The organism is Thalassobaculum sp. (genome assembly GCF_040219615.1).
Lineage (GTDB): Bacteria > Pseudomonadota > Alphaproteobacteria > Thalassobaculales > Thalassobaculaceae > Thalassobaculum_A.
The window spans coordinates 1-25,463 of the sequence record NZ_JAVJSE010000021.1; the positions used below are offsets into that span (position 1 = coordinate 1).

21 protein-coding genes are annotated in these 25,463 nt (G+C 70.7%); 14 read left to right on the top strand and 7 right to left on the bottom strand.

Going from position 1 to position 25,463, the window contains the following annotated elements; translation table 11 throughout:
- Positions 1–375: 375 nt before the first annotated feature.
- A complete protein-coding gene (locus RIC31_RS12515) occupies positions 376–2,706 on the top strand; it encodes a xanthine dehydrogenase family protein molybdopterin-binding subunit (protein WP_350107573.1) in 2,331 nt (776 codons plus the stop codon).
- A gap of 148 nt (positions 2,707–2,854) precedes the next feature.
- On the opposite strand, the gene RIC31_RS12520 is transcribed toward RIC31_RS12515, so the two are convergent.
- Complete coding sequence (locus RIC31_RS12520; protein ID WP_350107576.1) at positions 2,855–3,742, bottom strand: NAD(P)-dependent oxidoreductase; 888 nt, start codon at positions 3,740–3,742, stop codon at positions 2,855–2,857.
- Between the two features lie 126 nt (positions 3,743–3,868).
- On the opposite strand from RIC31_RS12520, the gene RIC31_RS12525 reads away from it, so the two are divergent.
- Positions 3,869–4,042 carry a DUF1328 domain-containing protein gene (locus RIC31_RS12525; protein WP_350107579.1) on the top strand — a complete coding sequence of 58 codons (174 nt, stop codon included), beginning with the start codon at positions 3,869–3,871 and terminating at the stop codon, positions 4,040–4,042.
- Positions 4,039–4,284, top strand: a complete 246-nt coding sequence (locus tag RIC31_RS12530) for a hypothetical protein (protein ID WP_350107582.1) — start codon at positions 4,039–4,041, stop codon at positions 4,282–4,284. The genes RIC31_RS12525 and RIC31_RS12530 overlap by 4 nt, the downstream gene beginning before the upstream one ends.
- Before the next feature lie 5 nt (positions 4,285–4,289).
- Here the strand turns inward: RIC31_RS12530 and RIC31_RS12535 are convergent, their stop codons facing one another.
- Together RIC31_RS12535 and RIC31_RS12540 are read right to left on the bottom strand one after the other, a co-directional pair.
- On the bottom strand, positions 4,290–5,843 hold the full coding sequence (locus RIC31_RS12535) for a gamma-glutamyltransferase family protein (protein ID WP_350107585.1): 1,554 nt from the start codon (positions 5,841–5,843) through the stop codon (positions 4,290–4,292).
- A gap of 122 nt (positions 5,844–5,965) precedes the next feature.
- Positions 5,966–7,099, bottom strand: coding sequence for a hypothetical protein (locus RIC31_RS12540; protein ID WP_350107588.1), 1,134 nt, complete (start codon positions 7,097–7,099; stop codon positions 5,966–5,968).
- Between the two features lie 174 nt (positions 7,100–7,273).
- Between RIC31_RS12540 and RIC31_RS12545 the strand changes: the two genes are divergently transcribed.
- From RIC31_RS12545 to RIC31_RS12560, 4 genes are all read left to right on the top strand, one after another.
- Positions 7,274–9,274 (top strand): PP2C family protein-serine/threonine phosphatase, encoded by a 2,001-nt coding sequence (locus RIC31_RS12545; protein ID WP_350107591.1) that lies wholly within the window; start codon positions 7,274–7,276, stop codon positions 9,272–9,274.
- Positions 9,275–9,431: 157 nt separating this feature from the next.
- On the top strand, positions 9,432–10,004 hold the full coding sequence (locus RIC31_RS12550) for a PRC-barrel domain-containing protein (protein ID WP_350107594.1): 573 nt from the start codon (positions 9,432–9,434) through the stop codon (positions 10,002–10,004).
- A gap of 235 nt (positions 10,005–10,239) precedes the next feature.
- Positions 10,240–11,031: a matrixin family metalloprotease gene (locus RIC31_RS12555; RefSeq protein ID WP_350107597.1), complete on the top strand. Its 792-nt coding sequence runs from the start codon at positions 10,240–10,242 to the stop codon at positions 11,029–11,031.
- A 133-nt stretch (positions 11,032–11,164) separates the two neighbouring features.
- A complete protein-coding gene (locus RIC31_RS12560; protein ID WP_350107600.1) occupies positions 11,165–12,007 on the top strand; it encodes an EamA family transporter in 843 nt (280 codons plus the stop codon).
- A gap of 10 nt (positions 12,008–12,017) precedes the next feature.
- On the opposite strand, the gene RIC31_RS12565 is transcribed toward RIC31_RS12560, so the two are convergent.
- Both RIC31_RS12565 and RIC31_RS12570 read right to left on the bottom strand, forming a co-directional pair.
- Entirely contained in the window at positions 12,018–12,872 is an 855-nt protein-coding gene (locus tag RIC31_RS12565) for a universal stress protein (RefSeq protein ID WP_350107603.1), read from the bottom strand.
- Between the two features lie 39 nt (positions 12,873–12,911).
- Positions 12,912–14,402 carry a SulP family inorganic anion transporter gene (locus RIC31_RS12570; RefSeq protein WP_350107606.1) on the bottom strand — a complete coding sequence of 497 codons (1,491 nt, stop codon included), beginning with the start codon at positions 14,400–14,402 and terminating at the stop codon, positions 12,912–12,914.
- Positions 14,403–14,635: 233 nt separating this feature from the next.
- Here RIC31_RS12570 and RIC31_RS12575 point away from each other — a divergent pair, with 233 nt between their 5' ends.
- The 6 genes from RIC31_RS12575 (at position 14,636) to RIC31_RS12600 (ending at position 22,656) form a co-directional block, all read left to right on the top strand.
- A complete protein-coding gene (locus RIC31_RS12575; protein ID WP_350107610.1) occupies positions 14,636–15,655 on the top strand; it encodes a glycosyltransferase in 1,020 nt (339 codons plus the stop codon).
- 64 nt (positions 15,656–15,719) lie between these two features.
- Positions 15,720–16,481 (top strand): glycosyltransferase family 2 protein, encoded by a 762-nt coding sequence (locus tag RIC31_RS12580; RefSeq protein ID WP_350107613.1) that lies wholly within the window; start codon positions 15,720–15,722, stop codon positions 16,479–16,481.
- Complete coding sequence (locus RIC31_RS12585) at positions 16,478–18,160, top strand: ArnT family glycosyltransferase (RefSeq protein ID WP_350107616.1); 1,683 nt, start codon at positions 16,478–16,480, stop codon at positions 18,158–18,160. Before RIC31_RS12580 ends, RIC31_RS12585 begins: the two co-directional genes overlap by 4 nt.
- 259 nt (positions 18,161–18,419) lie before the next feature.
- Positions 18,420–19,451 (top strand): putative 2-aminoethylphosphonate ABC transporter substrate-binding protein, encoded by a 1,032-nt coding sequence (locus RIC31_RS12590; RefSeq protein WP_350107619.1) that lies wholly within the window; start codon positions 18,420–18,422, stop codon positions 19,449–19,451.
- Between the two features lie 75 nt (positions 19,452–19,526).
- Positions 19,527–20,666: a putative 2-aminoethylphosphonate ABC transporter ATP-binding protein gene (locus RIC31_RS12595; protein WP_350107622.1), complete on the top strand. Its 1,140-nt coding sequence runs from the start codon at positions 19,527–19,529 to the stop codon at positions 20,664–20,666.
- Complete coding sequence (locus tag RIC31_RS12600) at positions 20,659–22,656, top strand: putative 2-aminoethylphosphonate ABC transporter permease subunit (protein ID WP_350107625.1); 1,998 nt, start codon at positions 20,659–20,661, stop codon at positions 22,654–22,656. The genes RIC31_RS12595 and RIC31_RS12600 overlap by 8 nt, the downstream gene beginning before the upstream one ends.
- A 13-nt stretch (positions 22,657–22,669) precedes the next feature.
- On the opposite strand, the gene RIC31_RS12605 is transcribed toward RIC31_RS12600, so the two are convergent.
- Positions 22,670–23,341: a peptidoglycan-binding domain-containing protein gene (locus RIC31_RS12605; RefSeq protein ID WP_350107628.1), complete on the bottom strand. Its 672-nt coding sequence runs from the start codon at positions 23,339–23,341 to the stop codon at positions 22,670–22,672.
- Positions 23,342–23,463: 122 nt separating this feature from the next.
- A complete protein-coding gene (locus RIC31_RS12610) occupies positions 23,464–24,264 on the bottom strand; it encodes an NAD-dependent epimerase/dehydratase family protein (protein WP_350107631.1) in 801 nt (266 codons plus the stop codon).
- Between the two features lie 142 nt (positions 24,265–24,406).
- Between RIC31_RS12610 and RIC31_RS12615 the strand changes: the two genes are divergently transcribed.
- Positions 24,407–25,396, top strand: a complete 990-nt coding sequence (locus tag RIC31_RS12615; RefSeq protein ID WP_350107634.1) for a TRAP transporter substrate-binding protein — start codon at positions 24,407–24,409, stop codon at positions 25,394–25,396.
- Positions 25,397–25,463: the final 67 nt, after the last annotated feature.

The window sequence follows — 25,463 nt, forward strand, 5'->3', positions numbered from 1 at the left end:
GATGACGAAGTGAGGGTTGGAGTCGGGAGGGAAGCCGACCAGATCCTCCCCACTTTCGTCATTCCGGAGGGTCTCGGACTTGATCCGGGACGGCTCCGGAACCCACCCGCCGCCGAGAAATGTGTGAATCCCGTAGGTCGCACGGTGGGGCCCGGATTCGGCGCGCCGATGGCGGTCCGCTCCGAATTGACGGAGGGTGAGGGGGCGTCGGCAGGGAAGATCCATTGGCACGGTCGTTCCTTCTGCCGTCATCCCGGGCAAGCGAAGCGCGACCCGGGACCCACCCGCCGCTCCGTCGCCGCCCACCGGCTGATTGCCTTTCCTGCCGCTGCCGGGTAGCGAGGAGGGGAAGCGGACGCAGCCGGAGGCGACACCATGGACGGAAACCTGATCGGGGCACGGGTCGAGCGGGTCGAGGACCGCCGGTTCCTGACCGGCACCGGGGCGTTCGGCGACGACCTGCGGCTGCCGGGGCAGGCGGTCGCCGCGGTCGTGCGCTCGCCCTATCCGCATGCCCGGATCGCCGGCATCGACGCCGAGGCGGCGCGCGCGGCGCCGGGCGTGCTGCTGGTGCTGACCGCCGCCGAGCTCGCCTCCGAGGGGGTCCGCCCGATCCCGTCGCTGTCCAACCTTCCGCCCTACGATCTCGGCAAGCTCGACGGCGGGCCGGCGGCCGACGGCTCGCAGCCGGTGCTGGCGACCGGCCGGACGCGCTATCTCGGCGAGCCGGTCGCCTTCGTGGTCGCCGAGACCGCCGACCAGGCGCGCGACGCCGCCGGCCTGGTCGAGGTCGATTACGACCCGCTGCCGGCGGTCATGACCTATGACGACGCGGTGCGACCGGACGCCCTGGGGATCTGGGACGAGCTCGCCTCGAACCGGTCGTTCGAGTGGGAGGGCGGCGACGCCGCGGCGGTCGACCGGGCGTTCGCCGAGGCCGCCCACGTCACCCGCCTGGATGTCGTGAACAACCGGATCGTCGCCGCCTTCATGGAGCCGCGCGGCGCTGTGGCCGAGGTCGAGGCCGGGTCCGGCCGGCTGGTGCTGCACGCCGGCTGCCAGAGCGCCCACGGGATGCGCGCGGGGCTGTCCGGCATGCTCGGGCTGAAGCCGGAGCAGCTGCGCGTCGTGGTCCCGGACATGGGCGGCGGCTTCGGCGCCCGGGCGCCGGTGTACCCGGAGTTCGCACTGCTGCTGGTGGCGGCGCGGCGGCTCGGCCGGCCGGTCGGCTGGACCGCCGACCGCGGCGAGGCGTTCCTGACCGACGCCCAGGCGCGCGACCACCTGCTGCGCGGCGAGCTGGCGCTGGACGCCGAGGGCAATTTCACCGGCCTCAGGCTGACCGCCGACTGGCGGCACGGCGCGTACCTCACCGGCCGCAACATCTACGTGATGATCCGGTTCCTGCCGCCGTCGCTGGGCGGCGCCTACCGGGTGCCCTGCGCCCACACCCGGATCCGCGGCGCCTTCACCAACACCACCCCGCTGGCGTCGTTCCGCGGGGTCGGGCGGGTCGAGACCAACTACCTGATGGAGAGCCTGGTCGACGCCGCCGCCCGCGAGCTCGGGATCGACCGCCTGGAGCTGCGCCGCCGCAACCTGCTGACCGCCGCCGACCTGCCGTGGACCGCGGCCGGCGGCAACCGGATCGTCACCGGCAACTTCGGGAGCCATCTGGCGCGCGCGCTCGATCTCGCCGACTGGCCGGGCTTCGCGGCCCGCCGGGAGGCCGATGCCGGGCGCGGCCTGCTGCGCGGCTTCGGGATCGGGATCTACGTGGAGAACGACGGCGGCGTGCCGACCGAATTCGCCGGCGTCGGCGTCGAGGGAACCGCCGACGACGACGGGATCGTGACCGTGCGGGTCGGCACCCAGGACTTCGGCATGGGCCACAGCACCATGTACGCCCAGGTCGTCGCGGACGAGCTGGGGGTGCCGTTCGACCGGATTCGGGTGGTGTTCGGCGACACCGACGCGGTGGCGCGCGGCGCCGGCTCGCACGGCTCGCGCTCGGCCCGGATCGGCGGCGGCGCCGTGGTCACCGGCGCCCGCGAGGTGGTCAGGCGGGGCCGGGTGCTGGCGTCCGAGCTGATGGAGGCGGCCGAGGCCGACATCGAGTTCCGCGCCGGCGGCTTCCGCGTCGCCGGCACCGACCGGTCGGTGACCCTGTTCGAGGTCGCGCGGGTCGCGGCCGAGCGCGGCGACCCGCTGGCCGCCGACGCCGACTTCACGACCCCGGAGGAGACCCACCCCAGCGGCTGCCACGCCTGCGAGGTGACGGTCGACCCGGACACCGGAAGCGTTCGGCTGGAGCGCTATGTGGTGGTCGCCGACGTCGGCCGGATCGTCAACCCGCTGATCGTCGAGGGCCAGATGCACGGCGGCGCCGTCCAGGGCATCGGGCAGGCGCTGCTGGAGCGCATCGTCTACGACCCGGACAGCGGCCAGACCCTGACCGGCAGCTTCATGGACTACACGGTGCCGCGCGCCGACGACGTGCCGTTCGTCACCCTGGCGTTCGACGAGGTGGTCGAGGCCGACAACCCGCTCGGCGTGAAGGGTGCCGGGGAGTCGGCCACCTCGGGTGCGCCGGCGGCGGTGATGAACGCGATCCGCGACGCCCTGGCGCCGCTCGGCGTCACGCGGCTCGACATGCCGGCGACGCCGGAGCGGGTGTGGCGGGCGATCCGGGAGGCAGCAGGCTAGCGGGCGGCAGTTGCGGCAGCTGGTGGGTCCCGGATAAGCCGAGCTGTGCTCGCCTTTCCGGGATGACGACCATCAATATTTCGACGTCATACCGGCCGAAGCGGCGAAGCTGCGTAGAGCCGGGACCCACGGAGCGACGGGCGCTCCGTCAACCCGTCTGCTTGAACGACAGGCTCGACCAGTCCTCCCAGAGCTGGGCCAGGGCAGCGTAGTCCAACTCGCCCATGCCCTTGGCCTCGGCGATCTCGTAGGGGGTGTGCGAGGCGAGCGTGGCGAACAGCGGCACGCCGAGCTGCTGGGCGGTCTCCAGCGCCAGCACCGAGTCCTTGCGGGCGTTGCTGACCGACATGCCGGCGCCATAGTCGCCCTGCTGCATGCGCTCCTGCACCCGGTGCACCAGCGGCCGCAGCAGGCCTTCCTCGCGGTTCAGCACGTCGACCATGGTCTGCACCGGCACACCGAGCTTGGTGGACATGGCGAAGGCCTCGATCAGCACCACCATGACGGCGTGCATGACGCCGTTGTTGACCACCTTCACCCCCATGCCGGCGCCGACCGGGCCGAGCTCGAAGATCCGGTCGGCCAGCAGGTCCAGCACCGGCCGCGCCTTCGCCACGTCCTCCGGCGAGCCGCCCAGGAAGAAGGTGATCTTGGCGGCCGCCATGCTGGCCACCCCGCCGGCGATCGCGGCGTCGACGAAGGCGACCCCGTGGGCGGCGCAGCGGCCGTGGCAGTCGATCGCGGTCTTCGGCGTGACCGTGCTGGTCTCGATCACCACCTCCGGCCGGTGGCCGGCGGCGAGGATGGCGTCGACCACGGCGATCGAGGCCTCCGGCTTGGGCAGCGACAGGATGATCCGGCCGGCCTGTGCCGCGACCTCGGCGACCGAGCCGGCGCAGGTCATGTCGAGACTGGCGACGGCGTCGCGCCTGGCCGCGCTGAGGTCGAAGCCGACCAGGGGCACGCGCCCGGAAAGCGCCTTGCAGAGCGCCGAGCCGGCGTTGCCCAGACCGATCACCCCTACGGTGTCCGACATTGATTCCTCCTGTGCTGTGCGTCGCGTCGCGTGTTCCGCGTTCATGAGATACCGCCGCGCTGCCGCCGGAACCAGGGGGAGAGCGCGGGGTTGATCAGGCAGGACCGACAGCGAAAGGAGGCACTCATGCTCGGCTGGGCCCTGATGTTCTTCGTCCTGGCTATCATTGCGGGCGTACTCGGCTTCGGCGGCATCGCATCGGCCTCCGCCGGCATCGCCCAGATCCTGTTCGTGGTGTTCCTGGTGCTGCTGGTGATCAGCGCCCTGGTCGGGGTCCTCCGCGGACGCAGCCCGCTATGACCGGGTGCCCCGGGTTCCGTAGGGTCGCCAGGCCGTTCGCGATCGTGATCGCCCTGACCGTGACGACCCTGGCGGCGCCGGTGCTCGGCCTGCTCGGCGTCGCCGCCTGGCAGCAGCACGACCCGGCTTCGCTGCGCTTGGTGGTCCATGAGCTGTCCGTCCTGACCGAGGCGGACGACGTGCGCGGGGTCGCGCACAACGTCGTCGCCACCGTGGGCCCGGCCGCCGGCCGCCCCGGCTGATCCGCTCACCGGGTCGCGGCGACCGCGGCCCCGTCCCGGCGCGCGTCGGCGGCGCCGGCAAAGGCGCCGGTCTGCGGATCCCGCGACACCGCCTGCATGCCGCCGGCCGACCACGAGACCGGGCCGACCACCTCGACCGCGTGGCCGCGGGTTCGCAGCGCCTCGACCGTCCCGGTCGGCACCCGGTTCTCGAGCGCCACGCGGGCACCGTCCCACAGCCGGCCGCGCGGCGCGTCGATCGCCGCCTGGAGATCCAGGCCGTAGTTCAGGTAGTGGACCATCGCCTGGGTCTGGGTCTGCGGGATGCCGTAGCTGCCCGGCGTGCCGAGGCACAGCACCGGCTTGCCGCCGGCGGTCGACACCGACGGCGCCAGGCACATGGCGTAGCGGTCGCCGGGCTTCAGGTGGTTCGGCGAAGCCGGGTTCAGGTCGCCCCAGTTCATGAAGTTGTTCAGGCACAGCCCGGTGCCCGGGATCACCGTGCCGGAGCCGAATGGCGAGCCCAGGCTCTGGGTGACGCACACGGCGTTGCCGTCGGTGTCCATCGCCGAGAACGAGGTGGTGTGTTCCTTCAGGCTGGGTCCGGTGGCGAGCGGGCCGTCGCCGTACTGCTCGGTGCGGCCCCAGACCGGCGAGCCGTCGGTCAGCCGGGCGCGCAGCGGCGCCAGCGACTCCTCGGACAGCAGCGTGCGGACCGAGTCCGGCTCCGACTTGTTGCGTCGGATGCGCAGCTCGGCGGCGATCCGGATCGCCCGGAACACCCGGTCGAGATGCTCCTCGCCGAGATGCGGCAGCGCCGAGAAGTCGGTGTCGGCCAGCAGCCGCAGGGTGGTGAGGAACTGGAACGATTCCGCCGGCGGCGGCGGGACGTGGACGCTGAGGCCGCGATAGTCGGCGACCAGCGGCGCCTCCCACAGCGGCTCGACCGCCTCCAGGTCGTCCATGCCGATGCAGCCGCCGAGGGCGGCCAGCCCGTCGACCACCTTCCGGCCGAGCGACCCGCCGTACAGGATGCCCGGCCCCTCGGCGGCGATCGCCTCCAGGGTGGCCGCCAGTTCGGGCTGCCTGAGCACCATGCCGACGCGGGCGGCGCCGCCGAACGCGAAGATCGGCGCCCAGCCCTCGGACATGTTGCGCTTGCCGCAGACCTCCAGCATGTCGAGGTAGAACGGCGAGATCGGGAAGCCGTCGCGGGCCAGGGTGATCGCCGGCGCCAGGGTCTCGGCCAGCGACTTGCTGCCATAGGTGCGGCTCAGGGTCGCCCAGCCGGCCAGGCTGCCCGGCACGCCGCCGGCCAGCGGGCCGTCGACGGTCGCGGCCTTGCCGATGCCGTCGGTCGGGAACCGGCGCGGCACCGGGGTCTGGAAGTCGAGGGTGCGCATCCGGCCCTCGGACGCCACCCAGCAGGTCGCCATACCGAGCCCGAGCAGCCCTGACATGAACGGCTCGGTGACGTTCAGCGCGGCGGCGCTCGCCACCACGGCGTCGAAGGCGTTGCCGCCGGAATCCAGCATCGCGGCGCCGGCGGCGGCGGCCAGCGGGTGGGCGGCGGCGACCATTCCCTTGACCGAACGAACGGACGGGCGGCTCTGATGAGCGGGCATCTCTGGAACCTCGACTGGAGCGGACGGGAAGCGACACGCGGGCGGGACGCCAGCATGACGCGGACCGGCCGCCTTCGTCACGCCTGTTCTTGCACGCGCAGCCTGGACACCACGAAGGCCCCGAGAAGCAGCAGCAGGATGGCGACGCCGGTCGGGGCGATCGCCGCTCCGCCCAGTTCCCGTAGCACCACCCGCCAGTGGATGCCGACCGCGACGCGGTACTGCGGCGTGTAGAGTCGGCGCGGCCGTACCTCGTAGATCGCGTCGAAGTATCCGTCCGGGTGCTGCCAGCGTCGCGCGCCGGCGTCCAGACCGCTGGCGGCCGCGATCCGGTTGCCCTCAAGCAGCGCCACGTAGCCGATGATCTGGTTGGAGTCCCGATACTCCTTCACCACGTCGTCCAGCCCGGACAGCCCGTCGGGCGAGATCCCGAGTGCCACCGCCTCGCCGAGCCGGGCGCCGAGCGAGTAGGCGTAGGCGCCGGCGGTCTCCTCCGCCTGCTCCGCCGCCAGTCCGACCAGGGTGGAGGCGGCCAGTGCCAGGCCGAGCGCGCTGATCGTCGCATAGGTGCCGATCAGGTCCCGGCGCGACTGGAAGAACTCCGGATTGGCGATCGCCAGGCCATGGACCACCAGGCCGATGGTGAGCAGGGTGATGGCCGCCAGACCGGCGAGCGCGGCGTTGCGGGCCAGGTCGCGCATCGGGTCGCGCTCGAACAGCAGCTCCAGGCTGCCGGCCGGGCCGAAGCGATTGAAGATCGGCATGGCCACGCGGGCGTAGCCGCCGGCACGGTCGACCACCACGGAATCCAGCTCGACCGGCGGGACGAAGGCCGGTCCGCTCCAGTCGATGGCGCCGTTGCCGACCGGGCTGGACAGCACCGGGCGTCCGCCCGGCTCGCGCACCACGATGGCCCGGACGCTCGGGTTGACCTGGAAGATCCGGGCCGAGACCGCCGGAAAGCCGATGAAGTCCTCGAGCGGCAGGCCCATCGACAGCATGCCGGACATCGCGTTGCGCACCGTCTCGGCCTCGGTCCGCAGCCGCGCGGTGTCGAAGCGGGCGGCGACCTGCAGCCAGACCAGCGCTCCCAGCACCAGGATCGCCAGCAGCGTGGCCGCAAACGCCAGCACGGTCCGGATCCGCGCGGCGGCCAGGGCCGAGCCGTCGGCGTCCATCTCGAGTTCCGTGGTCGCCAGGTCGCTTGCCACTGTCGTCCGTTCCAAACTGGGGGCGACAGAATAGGCGCTGGCGGCAGGGTTGCAACGGCGTGTGCGACAGTGCCGGTGCGCCAGCGGGCGTTGCCGCGGATTGCCCGACTGTGAAAGAGTGCCCGGCGCGCGCCGGAGCGGCCGCGCGGGTCGATCGATCGGGCAGGGGGGATCATGGACGCGTCCGGCAGCAGCAGGGCCTCCGCGCGGTCGGAGCGCACGGCGCTGACCCGTCGATATGCCCTGATCCTGGGCCTCGCCTACGGTGTGCTGGTGGCCGCGGCAGTCGGGTTCTTCCTGTACCAGACCGACGAGCGCGAGAAGGCCGAGTGGCAGGCGGTCGCCGGGCGGGTCAAGGAGCACGCGCTGATCCTCGACGCGTTGGCCGGCGCGGTGTCCGAGCGCGTGGAGGAACTTCAGGAAGAGGCCGAGTCCGACACCGGTGGCGCGGCCGCGGCGGCCAGCGTCGAGGTCGATCAGGCGGGGCGGCTGGTCTTCAGGGCCGGAGGCTCGGACGAGGTACCGCCGACGGCCGGTATCGCGGGCTGGGCCGGCGCGGCGGCGCTCGAGGACATGCGCGGTGAACTGGGCCTGGCCCTGCATCTGCTCGACGATTTCCGCTACCTCGTGACGCTGCTGCCGATCGTCGATCGCGCCTACTACGTGTCCAGGCGCGGATTCGTGGTGATGCTGCCGGCGACCGCGCCGGAGGCCGAGGAGATCCATGCCAGCACGCTGCCCGCGGCCGTGCTGCGGGCGGTCTCGCCGGCGGTCGACCCGACCGGCAGCCCGGTCTGGCTGGACGGCGGCGACATTCCCGGCACCGACAACCGGATCGTCCACGCGGCCCCGGTCGGCCGGGATGGCCGGTTCCTCGGCGCGATCGCCTTCGAGGTGTCGGTCGAATACCTGAACCGGGTGAACGGCGACTTCGACTATCCGGTCGGCACCACGCTCCTGCTGGGGCCGGGCGGCACGCTGCTGGCCTATCCGCGGACCCGAGGGCAGCCGGTGACGCTCGGCGCGCCATACGGCGAGGCGCTGCCGGAGACGGTCGCGGCGCCTGTCGACCGCGCACTCGACCTCGCGGATCGCGAGTTCGACGGGCAGGGCGCCGCGCTGCTGTATGCCGAGCGTCTGGAGTCGGCGCCGTGGACCCTGGTCTATGTCGGCGATCGCTGGGCCGTCCTGGCGACGCTGGTGGTCGACTACGGGCCGCAGACCCTGGCGCTGGTGGCGGTGCTCACCGTCATGCTGCTGATTGCCGGCGGCCTGACCCGGCGGGAGTTCGTCGATCCGGCGAGCCGGCTGGTCGAGCACATCCGGGCGGCCGGCGAGATCGGACCCGAGGGGCCGCCGCGGGTGCCGCTCGCCTGGCGGCCGTGGTTCCGGACCGTCACCGCGGTGTTTCGCGAGAACGCCGACCTGGTGCGGCTGCGCCAGGAACTGCAGATCGCCCGCGACATGCAGGCATCCGTCCTGCCGCGCCAGCCGCTCAAGCATCGCGACCTGGTGATCGTCGGCCGCATGAAGCCGGCGCTCGAGGTCGGCGGCGACTTCTACGACTATTTCCGGATCGACGACGACCGGATCGGCGTGGTCATCGCCGACGTGTCCGGCAAGGGCGTGCCCGCCAGCCTGTTCATGATGATCACGCGCACGCTGCTGAAGGCGGCCGGGCTGTCGGGCGACGGTCCGGGCGCCTGCCTGGAGCGGGTGAACGACCTGCTGGAGGCCGAGAACGACCAGGCGATGTTCGTGACCGTGTTCTACGGGGTGATCGACCTGTCGAGCGGCACGATGCTGTACGCCAACGGCGGCCACAACCCGCCCATGATCCGTCAGGTCGACGGTACGGTGCGCTCGGTCGCGCCCCTGGGCGACCCGATCCTGGCGGTGGTGCCCGGCGCCGGCTTCCGGGAGGCCAGCGTCGAGCTGACGCCGGGCGACGCCCTGCTGCTGTACACCGACGGGCTGACCGAGGCCTTCAGCGCCGCCGGCGAGGAGTTCGGCGACCAGCGGCTGGTGGATGCGCTGGCGGCCGCCGACGGCGGCGAGGCGGCGGCGGTGGCCGACCACTGCCTGACGACCGTCGACGACTTCGCAGTCGGGGCCGCGCAGTCCGACGACATGACCTGCCTGGTCGCCCGCATCACGCCGGTCGCCGCAGCCTGAGATCCCCGGCCTCCGTCCGATACGGGCGGATTGTGCATCCCCGGTGTGCATTCTGCGACAACCGAGAGCCCTGCGTTGCCGGCGGCCCGGCGGCTCGCCATCTGCCTTGTTGGGAACGGCGGTGCGTCACCGAGTAGACGAGTACAGGAGGACAGTCATGAAGAAGTGGTCCCGAGTTGCCGTGACGTCGGCCGTCGCGCTGGCGCTCGCTTCGCCGGCCTTCGCCCAGTCCGCCGACACCGATCCGATGGCCAAGCCGTCCGCGGAGTCCCCTGCCGCCGGTTCCTCTTCCACAGTCGCCCCGGCCGCGGAGGCTCCGGCCGTCACGACCGACGGGGACGTCATCGTCGCGCAGGAGAGCGGGCAGACGCTGTCTTCCGACCTGATCGGCATGAAGGTGATGGGGACCAGCGACGAGAGCATCGGTTCGGTCTCCGACCTGATCATCGCCGACGGCCGGGTCGTCGGCGCGGTCCTGGACGTCGGCGGCTTCCTGGGTCTGGGCGCCAAGCAGATCGGCGTGCCGTGGGATGCCATGAACGTGACCAGGCACGACGGGTCGACGCTGGCGACGCTCCCGCTGACCAAGGAGCAGCTCACCAGCATGCCGGAGTTCAAGACCCTGGCCGATATCGAGGCCGAGCAGGACCGCAAGGCCGCGACCAGCGCCACCGGCACGGGTGCCGGCAGCGCCACCGGTACGGTCGGCAGCGGCACCCCGAAACAGTAACCGCGGCCAGCAACGGCGCAGACAGGGGCCGCCCCGCGAGGGGCGGCCTTTTGCATGGGCGGCCCTTCCGTCCGCAGGGCCGACATCCTATCCTGCCGCCTTCGATCGCTCGGACTGCCCCTGTTTACCGGGCGTTTACCGGCCGGCCGATACCGTCGACCGCGTTGTGGTCGGATGGTCGGCCGGGAGTTCGACCTCCCGGGCCGGTGCCACCCGAAAAGCGCGGGGAGGATCGGTGGCGGTGCGAGCTGGTTTGGGACTCCTGGCGATCTGCCTGGCCTTGGGCGCCGGCAGCGTATCCGCCGCCGACCAGTACGAGTGGCTTCGGCTGGAACGCCACCATGTCAAATGGGGAGCGCCCGCCGCCGGCATCGGGTCGGTCGTTACCTATGCGCTAGCAACCGGGTCGATCCACTTTGAGGATGCCCGCAACTGCCGCGACATGCAGCCGCTGGACGGCCTGCGGGCGGCGTCGGGCATCGCTGCGAACGAACTGGGCGGCGAGGTCCGGGCCGCCTTCGCCATGTGGCAGGCGGTGGCCGACATCCGGTTCGAGCCGGCGCCGGACGGAGTCGCAGCGGACATCCTGATCGGCGCCCAGTCGGTCCCGCGCGGCGTCGCCTTCGCCGACGTCGCCTATCACGACGGGGTCGCCACGGATGGGATTCGCAGTATCCGTCGGTCGCTGGTCTGCCTGAACCCTGAGAAACGGTGGATGGCTGGATTCGACGGCGACCCGGAGACCTTCGACCTGCGCTATGCGCTCGCCCACGAGATCGGCCATGCGATCGGCCTGGATCACCCGGGGCCGTCCGGCCAGCTCATGTCGTTCCGCTACGAGGAGGCGTTCCGCGACCTGCAGCCGGGCGACGTGGCCGGGGCGGTCGGCCTGTATGGCAGGGCGGCGCCCGGCGCCGCCACCCCGCAGGGACCGACGGCACCGGTGTCCCGGACCGGGCCGCTCGCCGGCGGCTGTCCGCCGGGCACGCGTGAGACCACGGCGCTTACCGCCGGCGGATCCTGCTGAAGCAGTCGCCTGGGTGTCCTGGATTCGGCCGTTGCGGTGCGTCGGCGCCGTGAGTTCCGCTGACGCTTCGATCATTTTCGATGTATGGACATGCCGCCCGCCGGACCGCGGCGGAACCCGAGCGGGAAGACCGATGTCGACCGAAGCCCTCGTGCTGACCCTGTTCGCGGCGGTCATGCACGCCAGCTGGAACGCGATCGTGAAGGTCGGCATCGACCGGGCGGTGGTGCTCGGCCTGATCGCCTTCGCCCACACCGCCGTTGGCGCGGTGATGATCGCCATGGCCGGCATCCCCGACCCGGCGAGCTGGCCGTTCATCCTGGCCTCGACCCTGCTGCACTACGGCTACTACATCTGCCTGCACCACGCCTACCGGGTCGGCGACCTGAGCCAGGTCTACCCGCTGGCCCGCGGGCTGGCGCCCTTGCTGGTCGCCCTGGGCGCCTGGGCGTTCGCCGGCGAGACCCTGTCGGCGGCCGGCTGGGGGGCGGTGCTGCTGGCCTCGCTCGGCATCTCGGCGATCGCGTTCTCGCGCCGGGGCGGCATGTGGGACCACCCGCCGACCCTGTTCTACACCGTCGCCACCGGGCTGATCATCGCCGCCTATAGCGTGGTCGACGGCATGGGGGTGCGGCTGTCCGGGGCGCCGTTCGCCTATATGGGCTGGCTGTTCGTGTGGGAGTTCCCGGTGTTCGTGACGGTGCTGCTGCGCCGGCGCCGGACCCTGCGGGCGATCCCGGTGAGCGGCGTGGTCAAGGGGCTGGGCGGCGGCCTGCTGTCGGTCACCGCGTATTCCCTGGTGATCTACGCCGCGACCCTGGCGCCGCTGGCGGCGATCTCGGCGGTGCGCGAGTCCAGCGTGATCATCGCCGCCCTGATCGGCACCCTGCTGCTCGGCGAGAGCCACTGGCGCCAGCGTTGCGGTGCGGCCGCCGTGGTGGCGGTCGGCATCGCCTTCCTGGCGACCATGAAGTAGCGGGGTTCCCTCAGCGGAACAGCACGACCGGAATCATGCAGGACCGGATCATCTGGGTGGTGGTCGACCCGATGATCAGGTTGCGGATCCGCGAGTGGCCGTAGGCCCCCATCACCAGCAGGTCGATGCCGTCGGCCTCGACCCGCCGGGCGATCGCCGCGTCGGCCGGGCCGGGCTCGATGTCGGCCGTGACCGCGTAGCTGGCGGCGCGCAGCTGGGTGGCGGCGGCGTCCAGGCGCCTGCGGGCCTCCGGGGTGTCGGCGCCGGCCGTCAGCAGCCGGCAGTCGAGCCCGGCGAACAGCGGGTTGCGGGCCACGTCGTCGACCGCCTTCATGGCGCTGGTCCCGCCGTCGAACGCGATCATGAAGCGCTTGATCGGCCGGAACGCCCGCGACGCCACCAGCACCGGGCGGTGCGTCGAACGCACGACGCGCTCGAGGTTGGAGCCGAGATGCAGCCTGGCGAAGTCGGCGGCCTCGCCGCGCTTGCCGATGACGATCAGGTCGGCGTCGGCGGCGAACTCGGTCGCGGTGTCGACGATGTCGCCGTTGCGCAGCCGCGTTACGACCTCGCCGACCCCGGAATACTGCAGGCGGGCCTTGGCCTCGTCGAGGATCACCCGGCCGCGCTTCTGGGCCAGCTTGGCGCGCTGGGCGTCGAGCTCGGTGAGTTCCTCCAGCAGCGCGGTGCGGGCGCCGAGCCCGATGCTGCCGCTGAGGTTGGCCGGCTCGCTCGACACGTCACGGCGTCCGAGGACGTGCAGGATCTCGACGGCAGCGCCGGTCCGGCCGGCCACCCAGGCGGCGTGGTCGCACACGCTCTTCGAATAGATCGAGCCGTCGATCATGGCGATCAGTCGGGTCAAAACGGTGCCTCCCTGCGGACGTGACGGACCGTCACCCCGTTAGTGCCCCATCAGGCGCTCGATGGCGCCGGGCTTGTCGTGGATCGCGAGCTGGTCGACGATCGTCTCGCTGGCCACGTTCAGGCCCACGATATCGACGTCGGCGCCCTCGCGGCGGAATTTCAGCATGACGGTGTCCAGGGCGGCGACGCTCGAGATGTCCCAGATATGGGCGCGGCTGACGTCGATGGTCACCTTCGCCAGCACTTCCTTGAAGTCGAAGGCGGCGGCGAAGTCCTCGGCCGAGGCGAAGAACAGCTGGCCCTCGACCACATAGGTGCGGGCCATGTTGTCGGCCGACAGGGTCGAGGTGACGCGGAACACCTGGGCGATCTTCCAGGCGAAGAAGATGCCCGACAGCAGGACGCCGACCAGCACGCCGATCGCCAGGTTGTGGGTGGCGACCACCGTCACCACGGTCGCCAGCATGACGGCGCTGGAGCTGCGCGGGTGGGTCGCCAGGTTCTTGATCGACGACCAGCTGAAGGTGCCGATCGACACCATGATCATGATGGCGACCAGGGCGGCCATCGGGATCCGGCTGACCAGGTCGCCCAGGACCACGATCAGGAACAGCAGGAACACCCCGGCGCAGAAGCAGGACAGCCGGCCGCGGCCGCCCGACTTCACGTTGATCATCGACTGGCCGATCATCGCGCAGCCCGCCATGCCGCCGATGAAGCCGGTGGCGACGTTGGCGACGCCCTGGCCGACGCATTCCCGGTTGCGGTCGCTGGAGGTGTCGGTCAGGTCGTCGACGATCTGCGCGGTCATCAGCGATTCCAGCAGGCCGACCGCCGCCACCCCGGCCGAGTACGGCAGGATGATCATCAGGGTGTCGAGGGTCAGCGGGACGTCCGGCAGCAGGAACACCGGCAGGGTCGACGGCAGCTCGCCCATGTCGCCGACTGTGCGCACGTCCAGGCCCAGGCCCATGGCGGCGCCGGTCAGCACCAGGATGCATATCAGCGGCGACGGCACCGCCGTGGTCAGGCGCGGGAACAGGTAGATGATCGCCAGTCCGGCCGCGACCATGGCATAGGTCAGCCAGGGCACGCCGATCAGCTCCGGCAGCTGCGCCATGAAGATCAGGATGGCCAGCGCGTTGACGAAGCCGGTCATCACCGAGCGCGACACGAAGCGCATCACATAGCCGAGCCGGAAGGCCCCGGCGACGATCTGCAGCAGGCCGGCGAGCACGGTGGCGGCCAGCAGGTACTGCAGGCCGTGTTCCTTGACCAGGGTGACCATCAGCACCGCGGTGGCGGCGGTCGCCGCCGAGATCATGCCGGGCCGGCCGCCGAGGATGGCGGTGATCACGGCGATCGAGAACGACGCGTACAGGCCGATCTTCGGGTCGACGCCGGCGATGATCGAGAACGCGATCGCCTCGGGAATCAGGGCCAGCGCCACCACCAACCCGGACAGCAGGTCGCCGCGGACGTTGCCGAGCCACTCGGATCGCAGCCGGTACAGAACATCGGTCGTCAATAGGTCCTCCACGCACCGTGCCTGGGGCGACGGCGACGTCACATCGGCTGGGAATGGTTCGGGAACGGAAATTCATGCTGCAGTGCAGCAAAAGCTTTGATACAGGCTTCGACGAGGCACGGCAACCCTTTATGCCGCGATCCGGCGGGCCCTACGGGTTGAAACCGCCGGGCGGTTCGGGCAGCTTGCGGCCGGCCCGGACGGCGGGCCCGGCGGCGTTCGGGGGATTCCGGTTGCGCGTACTTTCGATGCTGGCAGGGGCCGCGACCGGCGGTGCCGAGACCTTCTTCGTCACGCTGGTCACGGCGTTCGCGGGCGCCGGGATCGAGCAGCGCGTGGTGATCCGCCGCAACCCCGTGCGCGCCGGCCTGCTGCGCGACGCCGGCGTGCCGGTGCGCGAGGCCGCCTACGGCCGCTGGCTCGACCTCGGGACCCGGCTGGCGCTGCGGCAGGAGGTCAGGGCATTCGACCCGGACGTGGCCATCGCCTTCATGAGCCGCGCCGCCGACCGGATGCCGGCCGGCCGACACCTGAAACTGGCCCGGCTCGGCGGCTTCTACGACATCAAGTACTACCGGCGCTGCGACCACCTGGTGTGCATCACCCACGGCATCCGCCGGCACGTGATCGCCCAGGGCTGGCCGGAGGACCGGGCGCATTATCTCGGCAACTTCGCCGAGGCGGATGATGCGCCGGCCGCCGACCGGGCGGCCCACGACACCCCGGCCGACGCGCCGCTGGTGTTCACGCCCTGCCGGCTGCACGGCGCCAAGGCGATCGACGTGCTGCTGAAGGCGGTCGCGAAGCTGGACGGCGTCTATCTCTGGGTCGCCGGCGACGGGCCGGACCGGGCGGCGCTGGCGGCGCTGGCCGACGAGCTGGGGGTGGCGTCGCGGGTCCGGTTCCTGGGCTGGCAGGTGGCGACCGGGCCGTTCTTCCGGGCCGCCGACGTGGTCGCCTTCCCGTCGCGACACGAGCCGTTCGGCACCGTGAGCCTGGAGGCCTGGGCCTATGGCAAGCCGCTGGTCACCACCGACGTCGACGGTCCGGCCGAGCTGGTGCGGCCGGAGCAGGACGCGGTGATGGTGCCGCGCGACGACGTCGAGGCCCTGGCCGGCGGGTTGCGCCGGGTGATCGAGGACAAGGCGCTGGCGACCCGCCTGGTCGAGGCCGGCCATGCCCGGCACGCCGCCGAGTTCACCCGCGACATCTGCGTGGCGAACTACCTGGCGCTGTTCGATCGGCTCCGGTGATGGTAGGGGAGGGCGCGGCGGCTGCGACCGCCGCACTCCGACTGCGCAACGAGGCATGGCCCCGATGACCGACGCCGGTGACAACCCGCCCGGCCCGCTGTCCGTCGTCGTTCCGGTGTGCGACGAGGCCGACAGCATCCCCGTGGTGCTGCGCGAACTGCTGGCCAAGGCCGGTGCCGCCTACGACCTGGACGTGGTGGTGGTCGACGACGGCAGCCGCGACGGCTCGGCCGAGGTGGTGGCGGCAATAGCCGCCGGCGAGCCCCGTGTCCGGCTGATCCGTCACAAGATGCGCTGCGGCAAGAGTGCCGCCCTGCGTACCGGCGTCGCGGCGGCCCGCAACCGCTGGGTCGGCATGATCGACGGCGACGGCGAGAACGACCCCGACGACCTGGTGGCGATGGCAGGGTGGATCGACACCGCGCGGATCGGCGCGGTCGGGCTGGTCGCCGGCAACCGGCGCCGGCGCACCGCCGGGCCATGGCGGCTGGTCGCCTCGCGGATCGCCAACGGCATCCGCCGGCGCGCCCTGCAGGACGACTGCCCGGACACCGCCTGCGGCCTGAAGGTGATCCCGCGCGATCTGTTCCTGGCGCTGCCGTATTTCGACAGCCTGCACCGCTACATGCCGGCGCTGGTGCGGAAATACGGCTTCGACGTGCTGAACGTGCCGGTCGACGACCGGCCGCGGATCTCCGGCCAGTCGAAATACACCAACCTGCGGCGCGCCCTGGTCGGTGTCGTCGACCTGCTGGGCGTCTACTGGCTGCTGCGCCGCACCAGCGTCGGCGCCTTGCCCTTCGCGCGCGACGGGGACGCGGAATGAGCTCGACGACTTGGATGGAGGGCGATGGCCCGGCCGGGATGTCCTGGCGGGCCTGGGCGCTCGTGCTGGTGATCGCGGCGGCGGCGCTGTTTCCCGGGATCACCGCGGTCCCGGTCATGGACCGCGACGAGGGCCGCTATCTCCAGGCCACCAAGCAGATGATGGAGACCGGCGACTACGTCGACATCCGCCTGCAGGACACCACACGCTACGGCTATCCGATCGGCACCTACTGGGCCAAGGCCGCCACCGCCAACCTGTTCGGCGGCGCCGAGGCGCCGGCCTGGGCGTACCGGCTGCCGTCGTTCCTGGCCGGCGCGATCGCGGTGCTGGGCACGGCCTGGCTGGCGGCGCGGATCGGCGGCCCGGCGACCGGAGTCGGGGCCGGCCTGCTGCTGGCTGTCTCGCTGGTGGTGGCGGTGGAGTCGCGGACCGCCCGCAGCGACGCCCTGCTGCTGGCCTGCGTGGTGGTCGCCCAGGCGGCGCTGTGGCGGCTGGCCCGGTCGACCGAGGACCGGCCGGCGTTCAGGGGGGCGCCGCTGGTGTTCTGGGCGGCCCACGCAGTCGGGGTGCTGATCAAGGGGCCGATCATCACGCTGGTGGTCGCCCTGACGGTTGCCGCCTGGTGCGTTTGGAACCGCGACCGGGCGCTGCTGCGCCGGCTGCATGTCGTTAAGGGCCTGGCGATCACCGCGCTGGTGGTACTGCCCTGGCTGATCGCGATCACCCTGAAGACCGACAACGCCTATCTCGAAGAGGCGATCGGTCGCTCGCTGATGGGCAAGGTGGCGACCGGCGACCGGGCGCATGGCGCGCCGCCGGGCTATCACCTGGTGGCCCTGTTCATCGCCTTCTGGCCGGGCGCGCTGCTCGCCGGGGCGGCTGCAGCGATGGCCTGGGCGCGCCGTCAGGACCCCGACATCCGCTTCCTGGTGTGCTGGTTCGTGCCCACCTTCCTGGTGTTCGAGGCGGTGGCGACCAAGCTGCCGCATTACACCATGCCGACCTATCCGGCGCTGGCGGTCCTGGCGGCGCTGGTGCTGACCACGGGGTTCAGGCCCGGGGGGCGCTGGAACTGGGGCCATCGCGTGGTCGTCGGGATCTTCTGCGTGGTGACGACGGTGCTGGCGCTGGTGCCGCTGGCCGGCACCGTGCATTTCGGGATCCCGGTGACGTTGGAGCCGGTGCTGGCGACCGCCGCCGGCGCCACGGTCCTGGCGGCCGGGCTGCGCCTGCTGCGCGACTCCTCTGCCAAGCGGCTGCGGGACCTCGCGATCGCCGTCGCGGTGTTCTACGGCCTGACCTTCCAGGGCGTGTTCCCGAGCCTCGACGTCATCTGGCCGTCGCGGACCCTGGCCCGGACCGTCGACGGGCTGTCGGGATGCGCGAGCAAGCCGGTCGCCATCACCGGATACGCCGAGCCGAGCGTGGTGTTCTATCTCGGCACCGAGACCGGTCTCGGCGAGCCGGCGGACGCCGCCGAACTGCTGAAGAGGAACCCGGATTGCGGGATCGCGGTGACGACGGCAGGCGACCGGGAGGCCTTCCTGGCGGCGGCAGTCGCCGTCGGCGCGAATCCGCGGGAACTGGTGAGCTTCGACGCCTTCAACTACACCCGCGGCAAGCCGGTGACGATGACGGTCTATCTCGCCGAAGGCACGAAGCTGCGTCGCAGGTGACCGATTCGCGCCGTTCCGTCTGTCCTATTGCGAACAATTTGACAGTTTTCGAACGGAGCGGAATGATCGTCTCCACGAGGCAGAAGTACGGCACCTGCGGTCCGCGCGACCGTCACGAGACTGTCACCGAACCGTAGCGAGAACGACATCGGTCGCCGTCGACACTGCCCGCCGAGGCCAGGAGGTGCGCCCGGGGACGCCGCCGATGGGGCGGCAGTCGCGGTTGCATTCGGCTATCACAGGGAAGGGGAAAACGGAGATGATTGTGCGGGGGCTTAAATCCACCGTCGCGGCCAGTGCGCTGGCGCTGGCGGCAATGACGGCGAGCGCGTACGCCGAGACCACGCTGACGGTCTACACCGCGGTCGAGGCCGAGGACCTGAAGCGTTACGCCGAGACCTTTAACGCCGACCATCCGGACATCAAGATCAACTGGGTCCGGGATTCCACCGGCGTCGTCACCGCCAAGCTGCTGGCCGAGAAGAACAACCCGCAGGCCGACGTGGTCTGGGGGCTGGCGGCCACCTCGCTGCTGCTGCTGAAGTCCGAGGGCATGCTCGAGCCCTACGCGCCGAAGGGCGTGGAGAAGCTCGACAAGAAGTTCGTCGACAAGTCGAACCCGCCGACCTGGACCGGCATGGACGCCTGGGTCGCGTCGATCTGCTTCAACACCGTCGAGTCCGCCAAGGTCGGCATCAAGGCGCCGACCTCGTGGAAGGATCTGCTGAAGCCCGAGTACAAGGGCCACGTGATCATGCCGAACCCGAACTCCTCGGGGACCGGCTTCCTCGACGTGTCGAGCTGGCTGCAGATCTTCGGCGAGGCCGAGGGCTGGAAGTACATGGACGGGCTGCACGAGAACATCGCCCGCTACACCCATTCCGGCTCCAAGCCGTGCAAAATGGCGGCCGCCGGCGAGATCCCGATCGGCATTTCCTTCGCTTTCCGCGGCGCCAAGGAGAAGGCCAACGGGGCCCCGATCGAGATCATCGTTCCGTCCGAGGGCATCGGCTGGGACATGGAGGCGACCGCGATCGTCGCCGGGACGTCCAAGCTCGACGCCGCCAAGACCCTGGTCGACTGGACGATCACCAAGAAGGCCAACGAGATGTACAACACCGGCTATGCCGTCGTGGCGTATCCGGGCGTGGCCAAGCCGGTGCCGAACTTCCCGGAGAACATCATCGAGAAGATGATCGACAACGACTTCGAGTTCGCCGCCAACAACCGCAAGGCGATCCTCGAGGAGTGGCAGAAGCGTTACGACAGCAAGTCCGAAGCCAAGTCGTAACGGCCTGAGCCTGCACTGGGCGGCGGGCGCCGGCACGGCCGGCAGCCCGCCGCCGTTTCGATCGGACGGCACTGAATGACCAGCACCGCGCAGCCGCGCGCGCAGACGGCCGAGCCGTTCCTGCGCGTGCGAAACCTCGTAAAGTCCTTCGGGGCGTTCGTCGCCCTCGAGGACATCTCGCTCGACGTCAACGAGGGCGAGTTCGTCTGCTTCCTCGGACCGTCCGGATGCGGCAAGACCACGCTGCTGCGGGCCATCGCCGGGCTCGACCTGCAGTCCGCCGGCCGCATCGAGCAGGCCGGCCGCGATATCTCGCTGCTGCCGCCGTCGCAGCGCGATTTCGGCATCGTGTTCCAGTCCTACGCGCTGTTCCCGAACCTGACGGTCGCCAAGAACGTCGCCTACGGCCTCGAGAGCCTGGGCCTGGCGCGCGCCGAGATCGACCGCCGGGTCGCCGACCTGCTGGAACTGGTCGGCCTGCCCGAGCAGGGGACCAAGTATCCGGCCCAGCTGTCCGGCGGCCAGCAGCAGCGCATCGCGCTCGCCCGTGCCATCGCCATGTCGCCGGGGCTGCTGCTGCTCGACGAGCCGCTGTCGGCGCTGGACGCCAAGGTGCGCGTGCACCTGCGCCACGAGATCAAGTCGCTGCAGCGCCGCATCGGGGTGACCACCATCATGGTGACCCACGACCAGGAGGAGGCGCTGTCGATGGCCGACCGCATCGTGGTGATGAACCACGGCGTGATCGAGCAGGTCGGCAGCCCGGCCGAGATCTACCGCGAGCCGGCGACCCTGTTCGTGGCCGACTTCATCGGCGCCATGAACAAGCTGCCGGCGGTGGTCGAGGATGCCGAGCATGTCCGGTTGGGCGAAGCCGTCCTCAGATGCCGCCGCCACACGCTGGAGCCGGGCGCCGAGGCGACCCTGGCGATCCGGCCGGAGGATGTGGTTCCGGTGGAGGCGAACGGCGGCGAGGGTATCGTTGCCGACGTCGGCAACCGGTTCGCGATGACCATCGCCGAGATGGAGTTCCTCGGATCGTTCTGGCGGGCTCGGCTGACCGGCCCGGCGCTGATCGAGCCCGGCCTGGAGGCGGACTTCTCGGTCAACGCGATCCGCCGCCTGGGGCTGGAGCAGGCGGCGACCCTGTCGGTCGCGCTGCCGGCCGACCGCCTGCACGTGTTCCCCGGCCGCGGGATGGAAGACGATGGCTAGCTTCGGCCTCGGCACCGCGGCGGTCAGCCCGAAGCTCGACCGCGACGCCTGGGCGGTCCGCGGCTTCATGCTGGCGATCGCCCTCTACCTGGTGGTGGCGCTCGCGCTGCCGCTCTACGTCATGCTCTCGAAGTCGCTGTCGACCTACCGCTTCGACCTGAACGCCTTCGAGCTGCAGGTCGACAAGGGCGATGGCTGGAGCCCGCCGACGACCCTGGCCCCGCTGGCCGCGGCGCTGCCGGAGGACAAGCGGCCGGAGCTCGACACCAGTCACGACGGCCGGCTGTCGGTGGTGTCGCTGCTGCCGGACTTCAGCTTCCGCGCCAAGACCATGTACCGGCTGCGCAACGCCGGCGACGGCGCGGTGTACCTGTACGGCTCCGAGCGGATCGCCGACCGGGACTGGCACGAATACAGCTCCAACGAGTTCCGCAGGGTGGTGGTGCGGCCGGCCGGCAGCCGCGGCCTGGAGAACTACCGGACCTATTTCTCGACTCCGTCTCTGGTGCAGTCGATCGAGAACTCGGTGTGGATCGCGGCGCTCAGCACGGTCGTCACGGTGGCGCTGGCCTTCGCCTTCGCCTGCGCCCTGGCGCGCAGCTGCATGCCGTTCAAGGGGGTGTTCCGGCTGGTCGCCCTGATCCCGATCCTGGTGCCGTCGCTGCTGCCGGGCATCGCGCTGATCTACCTGTTCGGCAATCAGGGCTTCCTGAAGGACCTGCTGTTCGGGCAGTCGATCTACGGCCCGATCGGCATCGTCATCGGCTCGGTGTTCTTCACTTTCCCGCACGCCTTCATCATCATCACGACGGCGCTGGCGATCTCCGACTCGCGGCTGTACGAGGCGGCGGTGTCGCTGAAGGCGAGCGCGTGGCGGCGGTTCTGGACCGTGACCGTGCCGGGAGCGCGCTACGGCCTGATCTCCGCCGCCTTCGTGGTGTTCACCCTGGTGATCACCGATTTCGGCCTGCCGAAGGTGATCGGCGGCCAGTTCGACGTGCTGGCGGTCGACATCTACAAGCAGGTGATCGGCCAGCAGAACTTCGAGATGGGCGCGGTGGTCTCGGTGGTGCTGCTGGTGCCGGCGGTGTTGGCCTTCGCGGTCGACCGGGTCATCCAGCGCCGCCAGGTGGCGGCCCTGTCGGCCCGCTCGGTGCCGTTCGAGCCGAAGCCGGACCCGGTCGCCGACTGGTCGGCCTTCGCGCTGTGCCTGACGGTCGCGCTGTTCATCATCGGCATCCTGGCGGTCTGCCAGTTCGCGGCCCTGGTGAAGCTGTGGCCATACGATCTCAGCCCGAGCCTGCGCAACTACGAGTTCGACCGCACCGACGGCGGCGGCTGGGAGTCCTACGGCAACTCGATCCGGCTGGCGCTCTACACCGCGGGCATCGGCACCGCCGTGGTGTTCGTCGGCGCCTATCTGGTGGAGAAGACCCAGGGTTTCCGGAGCGGGCGCACGCTGTTCCAGTTCCTGGCGATGATGCCGATGGCGATCCCCGGCATGGTGCTCGGCCTCGCCTATATCTTCTTCTTCAACGACCCCGCCAACCCGCTGAACTTCCTGTACGGCACCATGGCGATCCTGGTGCTGAGCACGGTGACCCACTTCTACACCGTGGCGCACCTGACGGCGGTGACCGCGCTGAAGCAGATGGACCACGAGTTCGAGAGCGTGTCGGCCTCGCTGAAGCAACCGGTCTGGCGGTTGTTCAGCCGGGTGACGGTGCCGGTCTGCATGCCGGCGATCCTCGACATCTCGATCTACCTGTTCGTCAACGCCATGACGACGGTGTCGGCGGTGGTGTTCCTGTACTCGCCGACCACCAAGCTGGCCTCGGTGGCGGTGCTGAACATGGACGATGCCGGCGACGTGGCGCCGGCCGCCGCCATGGGGATGATGATCTTCTACACCAACGTGACCGCGCGCCTGGTCCATCTGGCGCTGACCCGCGGGCTGCTGACCCGCACCCAGGCCTGGCGTCGACGCTAGCGGGCCGGCGGCCCTATCCGGCGTCCTGGTCCTGGTTGCCGCCTGGCTTCGGCGAACCTGACCACCAGCGGAGCCACCAGACCATGGTCGCCGCCGCCCCGGCCGCGACCAGCCCGAGGCCCGCGATCAGCCCGTGGCGCACGGTGTCGCCGCCGGATTGCCGGGCCGGGGGCGGCGCGGCCACCTGGTCCCGGCCCTCATTCCGGACCGCCGTCGCCGCTCCCAGAGAATCCGCGGAGACATCGGCCGCGCCGGCCCCGGCCGCGGGCTCCGGTGTGTCCGCCGACGCAACCACCGACGCGGCGGGCTCGTCCGGCACAGCCTGAACGGTCCCGGGCGCCGGCAGTGCGCTGATGGCGATGTCGGGCACCGGGACTGCCCGCGGCACCGGCGCCGAGGAGCCGGCGGGGGCGGTCCGCACGGTGGCCGCCAGGGCGGTCCCGGTCTGCCAGTCCAACTCGCCGGTGACCGGCAGGTCGCGCCTGCGCTGGAACGCGCGCAGAGCCTCACGGGTCCGGTCGCCCATGACCCCGTCGATCGGGCCGGGCGACAGGCCGAGAGCCTCCAGGCGCTCCTGGGCCTGGAGGACCTGCTGGGTCTGCGCGAAGGCCGGGGGAGCCGCGAACGCCAGCCACAGGCCGCAGGCGACGACCAGCGAGGTTCGAAGGGGGGCCGCGATGTGCATCGTTCAGAAGCGTCCGCCCGCGCGTTTCATCGATCCGGATCAGTCCGGCTCAGGAGGAAACCCGTAACGGCCCGCGACGTTGCGGGCAACCGGCAACGAAATGTCGATTTGAGTGCGCGGGGTTACCGCTTCCAGGGATCGCCGCCGGTCTCGGCCAGCACGAACGGGCCGCCCTGGTAGACCTGGGCCGGATCGCCCGGGTCGGGCGGCGAGCGGTCGATCGAGTCCGCATGATCCATCGAGTCGTCCTGCGGCGCATAGCCGAGGCGGTAGGCGGCGGCGTTGTCCCAGCAGGAGCCGGTGTTGCGCGACATGCCGAACACCACCTGGTGGCCGATGCGCGGCGTCTCGATGCCGATCCGCACCAGCTGCGCCAGGTCGCGCGGGCTCAGCCAGGACGTCAGGCGGCGGCGGTCGACCGGGCGCTCGGCGACGTTGCCGATGCGGATCGACAGCACGTCGAAGCCGTATTTGTCGGCATACAGGGCGCCGAGCGCCTCGCCGAACACCTTGCTGACCCCGTAGCGCGAGTCCGGCTTGAAATAGGCGTCGGCCGAGATCGTCTCGTCGAGCCGGTAGAAGCCGACGGCATGGCAGGAACTGGCGAACACGACCCGGTTCACGCCTTCCAGCCGGGCCGCCTCGAACAGGTTGTAGGCGCCGACGATGTTGCGGTCGAGCACGGCGTCCCAGGGGCCTTCGACCGACTGCCCGCCGAGATGCACGACGGCGTCGATGCCCGGCATCAGGGCGCGAAGGGCGTCGATGTCGCCGAGGTCGGCGGCCTGGAACCGCTCGTTCGACCCCAGGTCGTCGATGATCCGGAGGTCGGACAGGACGAGGGCATAGACCTGCCCGAACTCGCGCCGGAGATAGCCCGCGACGCCACCGGCGGCACCGGTGACGAGAATGGTCTTGGGCACGCAATTCTCCCGTGTTGCGTCCGGCCAACTAGTACGGTTATATGATGAATTTAACCGCTGGTGCAACCGGCGCCGGAGGGGTCGGACCGCCGCAAGGCGGACCGGCGGAACAAAGCAAAAAAGCGATAGGGAGGACCAATCCGTGACAGTGATTCCATTCCGCGGCCTGCGCCGCAGCCTCGCCGCGACCCTGGTCGCGGGCTCCGTCCTCGCGGCCCCGGCCGTCCAGGCCCTGGAGATCAAGTCCAGCGACGTGCACCCGATGGGCTATCCGACGACGGATGCCATCCAGTACATGGGCGACCTGCTCGACACCTGGACCGCCGGGCGGATGAAGATCAAGATCTTCCACTCGATGCAGCTCGGCGGCGAGAAGGAGGCACTTGAGCAGGCCCAGCTCGGCGCGCTCGAGATGACCCGCGTCAGCGTCGGCGTGGTCGGCCCGATCGTCGAGGAGTTCAACGCGTTCAACCTGCCTTACTTCTTCCGCAGCGTCGACCACATGCACAAGGTGGTCGACGGCGAGATCGGCACCGAGCTGCTGAACAAGCTGGAGAAGGGTGGCCTGATCGGTCTCGGCTACATGGATGCCGGGTCGCGGTCGTTCTACAACAACTCCAAGCCGATCAAGTCGATCGAGGACCTCAAGGGCCTGAAGATCCGGGTCATGCAGAACCCGATCTTCATCGAGATGGTCAACTCGATGGGCGGCAACGGCCTGCCGATCTCGTTCAGCGAGCTCTACACCTCGCTGCAGACCGGCGTGGTCGACGGCGCCGAGAACAATCCGCCGTCCTACGAGTCGGGCAAGCACTACGAGGTCGCCAAGTACTACACCCTGACCGAGCACCTGATGGTGCCGGAGATCTTCGTGTTCTCGAAGAAGGTCTGGGACAAGCTGTCGCCGATGGACCAGCAGCTGATCCGCAAGGCCTCGGTGCTGGCGGTCGAGAAGGAGCGCGAGCTGTGGGCGGCGCGCGAGAAGAAGTCGCTCGAAGCCGTCAAGGCCATGGGCTACGAGGTCATCACCGACATCGACAAGGGGCCGTTCATCGCGGCGACCGAGCCGGTGCGCATGAAGTTCGGCGAGAAGTTCACCGACCTGATCAAGCGCGCCGCCGCGATCAAGTAGGCGCCACCTGTTGACCACCATCGGGCGGGACGGCGATCGGCCGTCCCGCCCATCCGGTTCGCTCGAC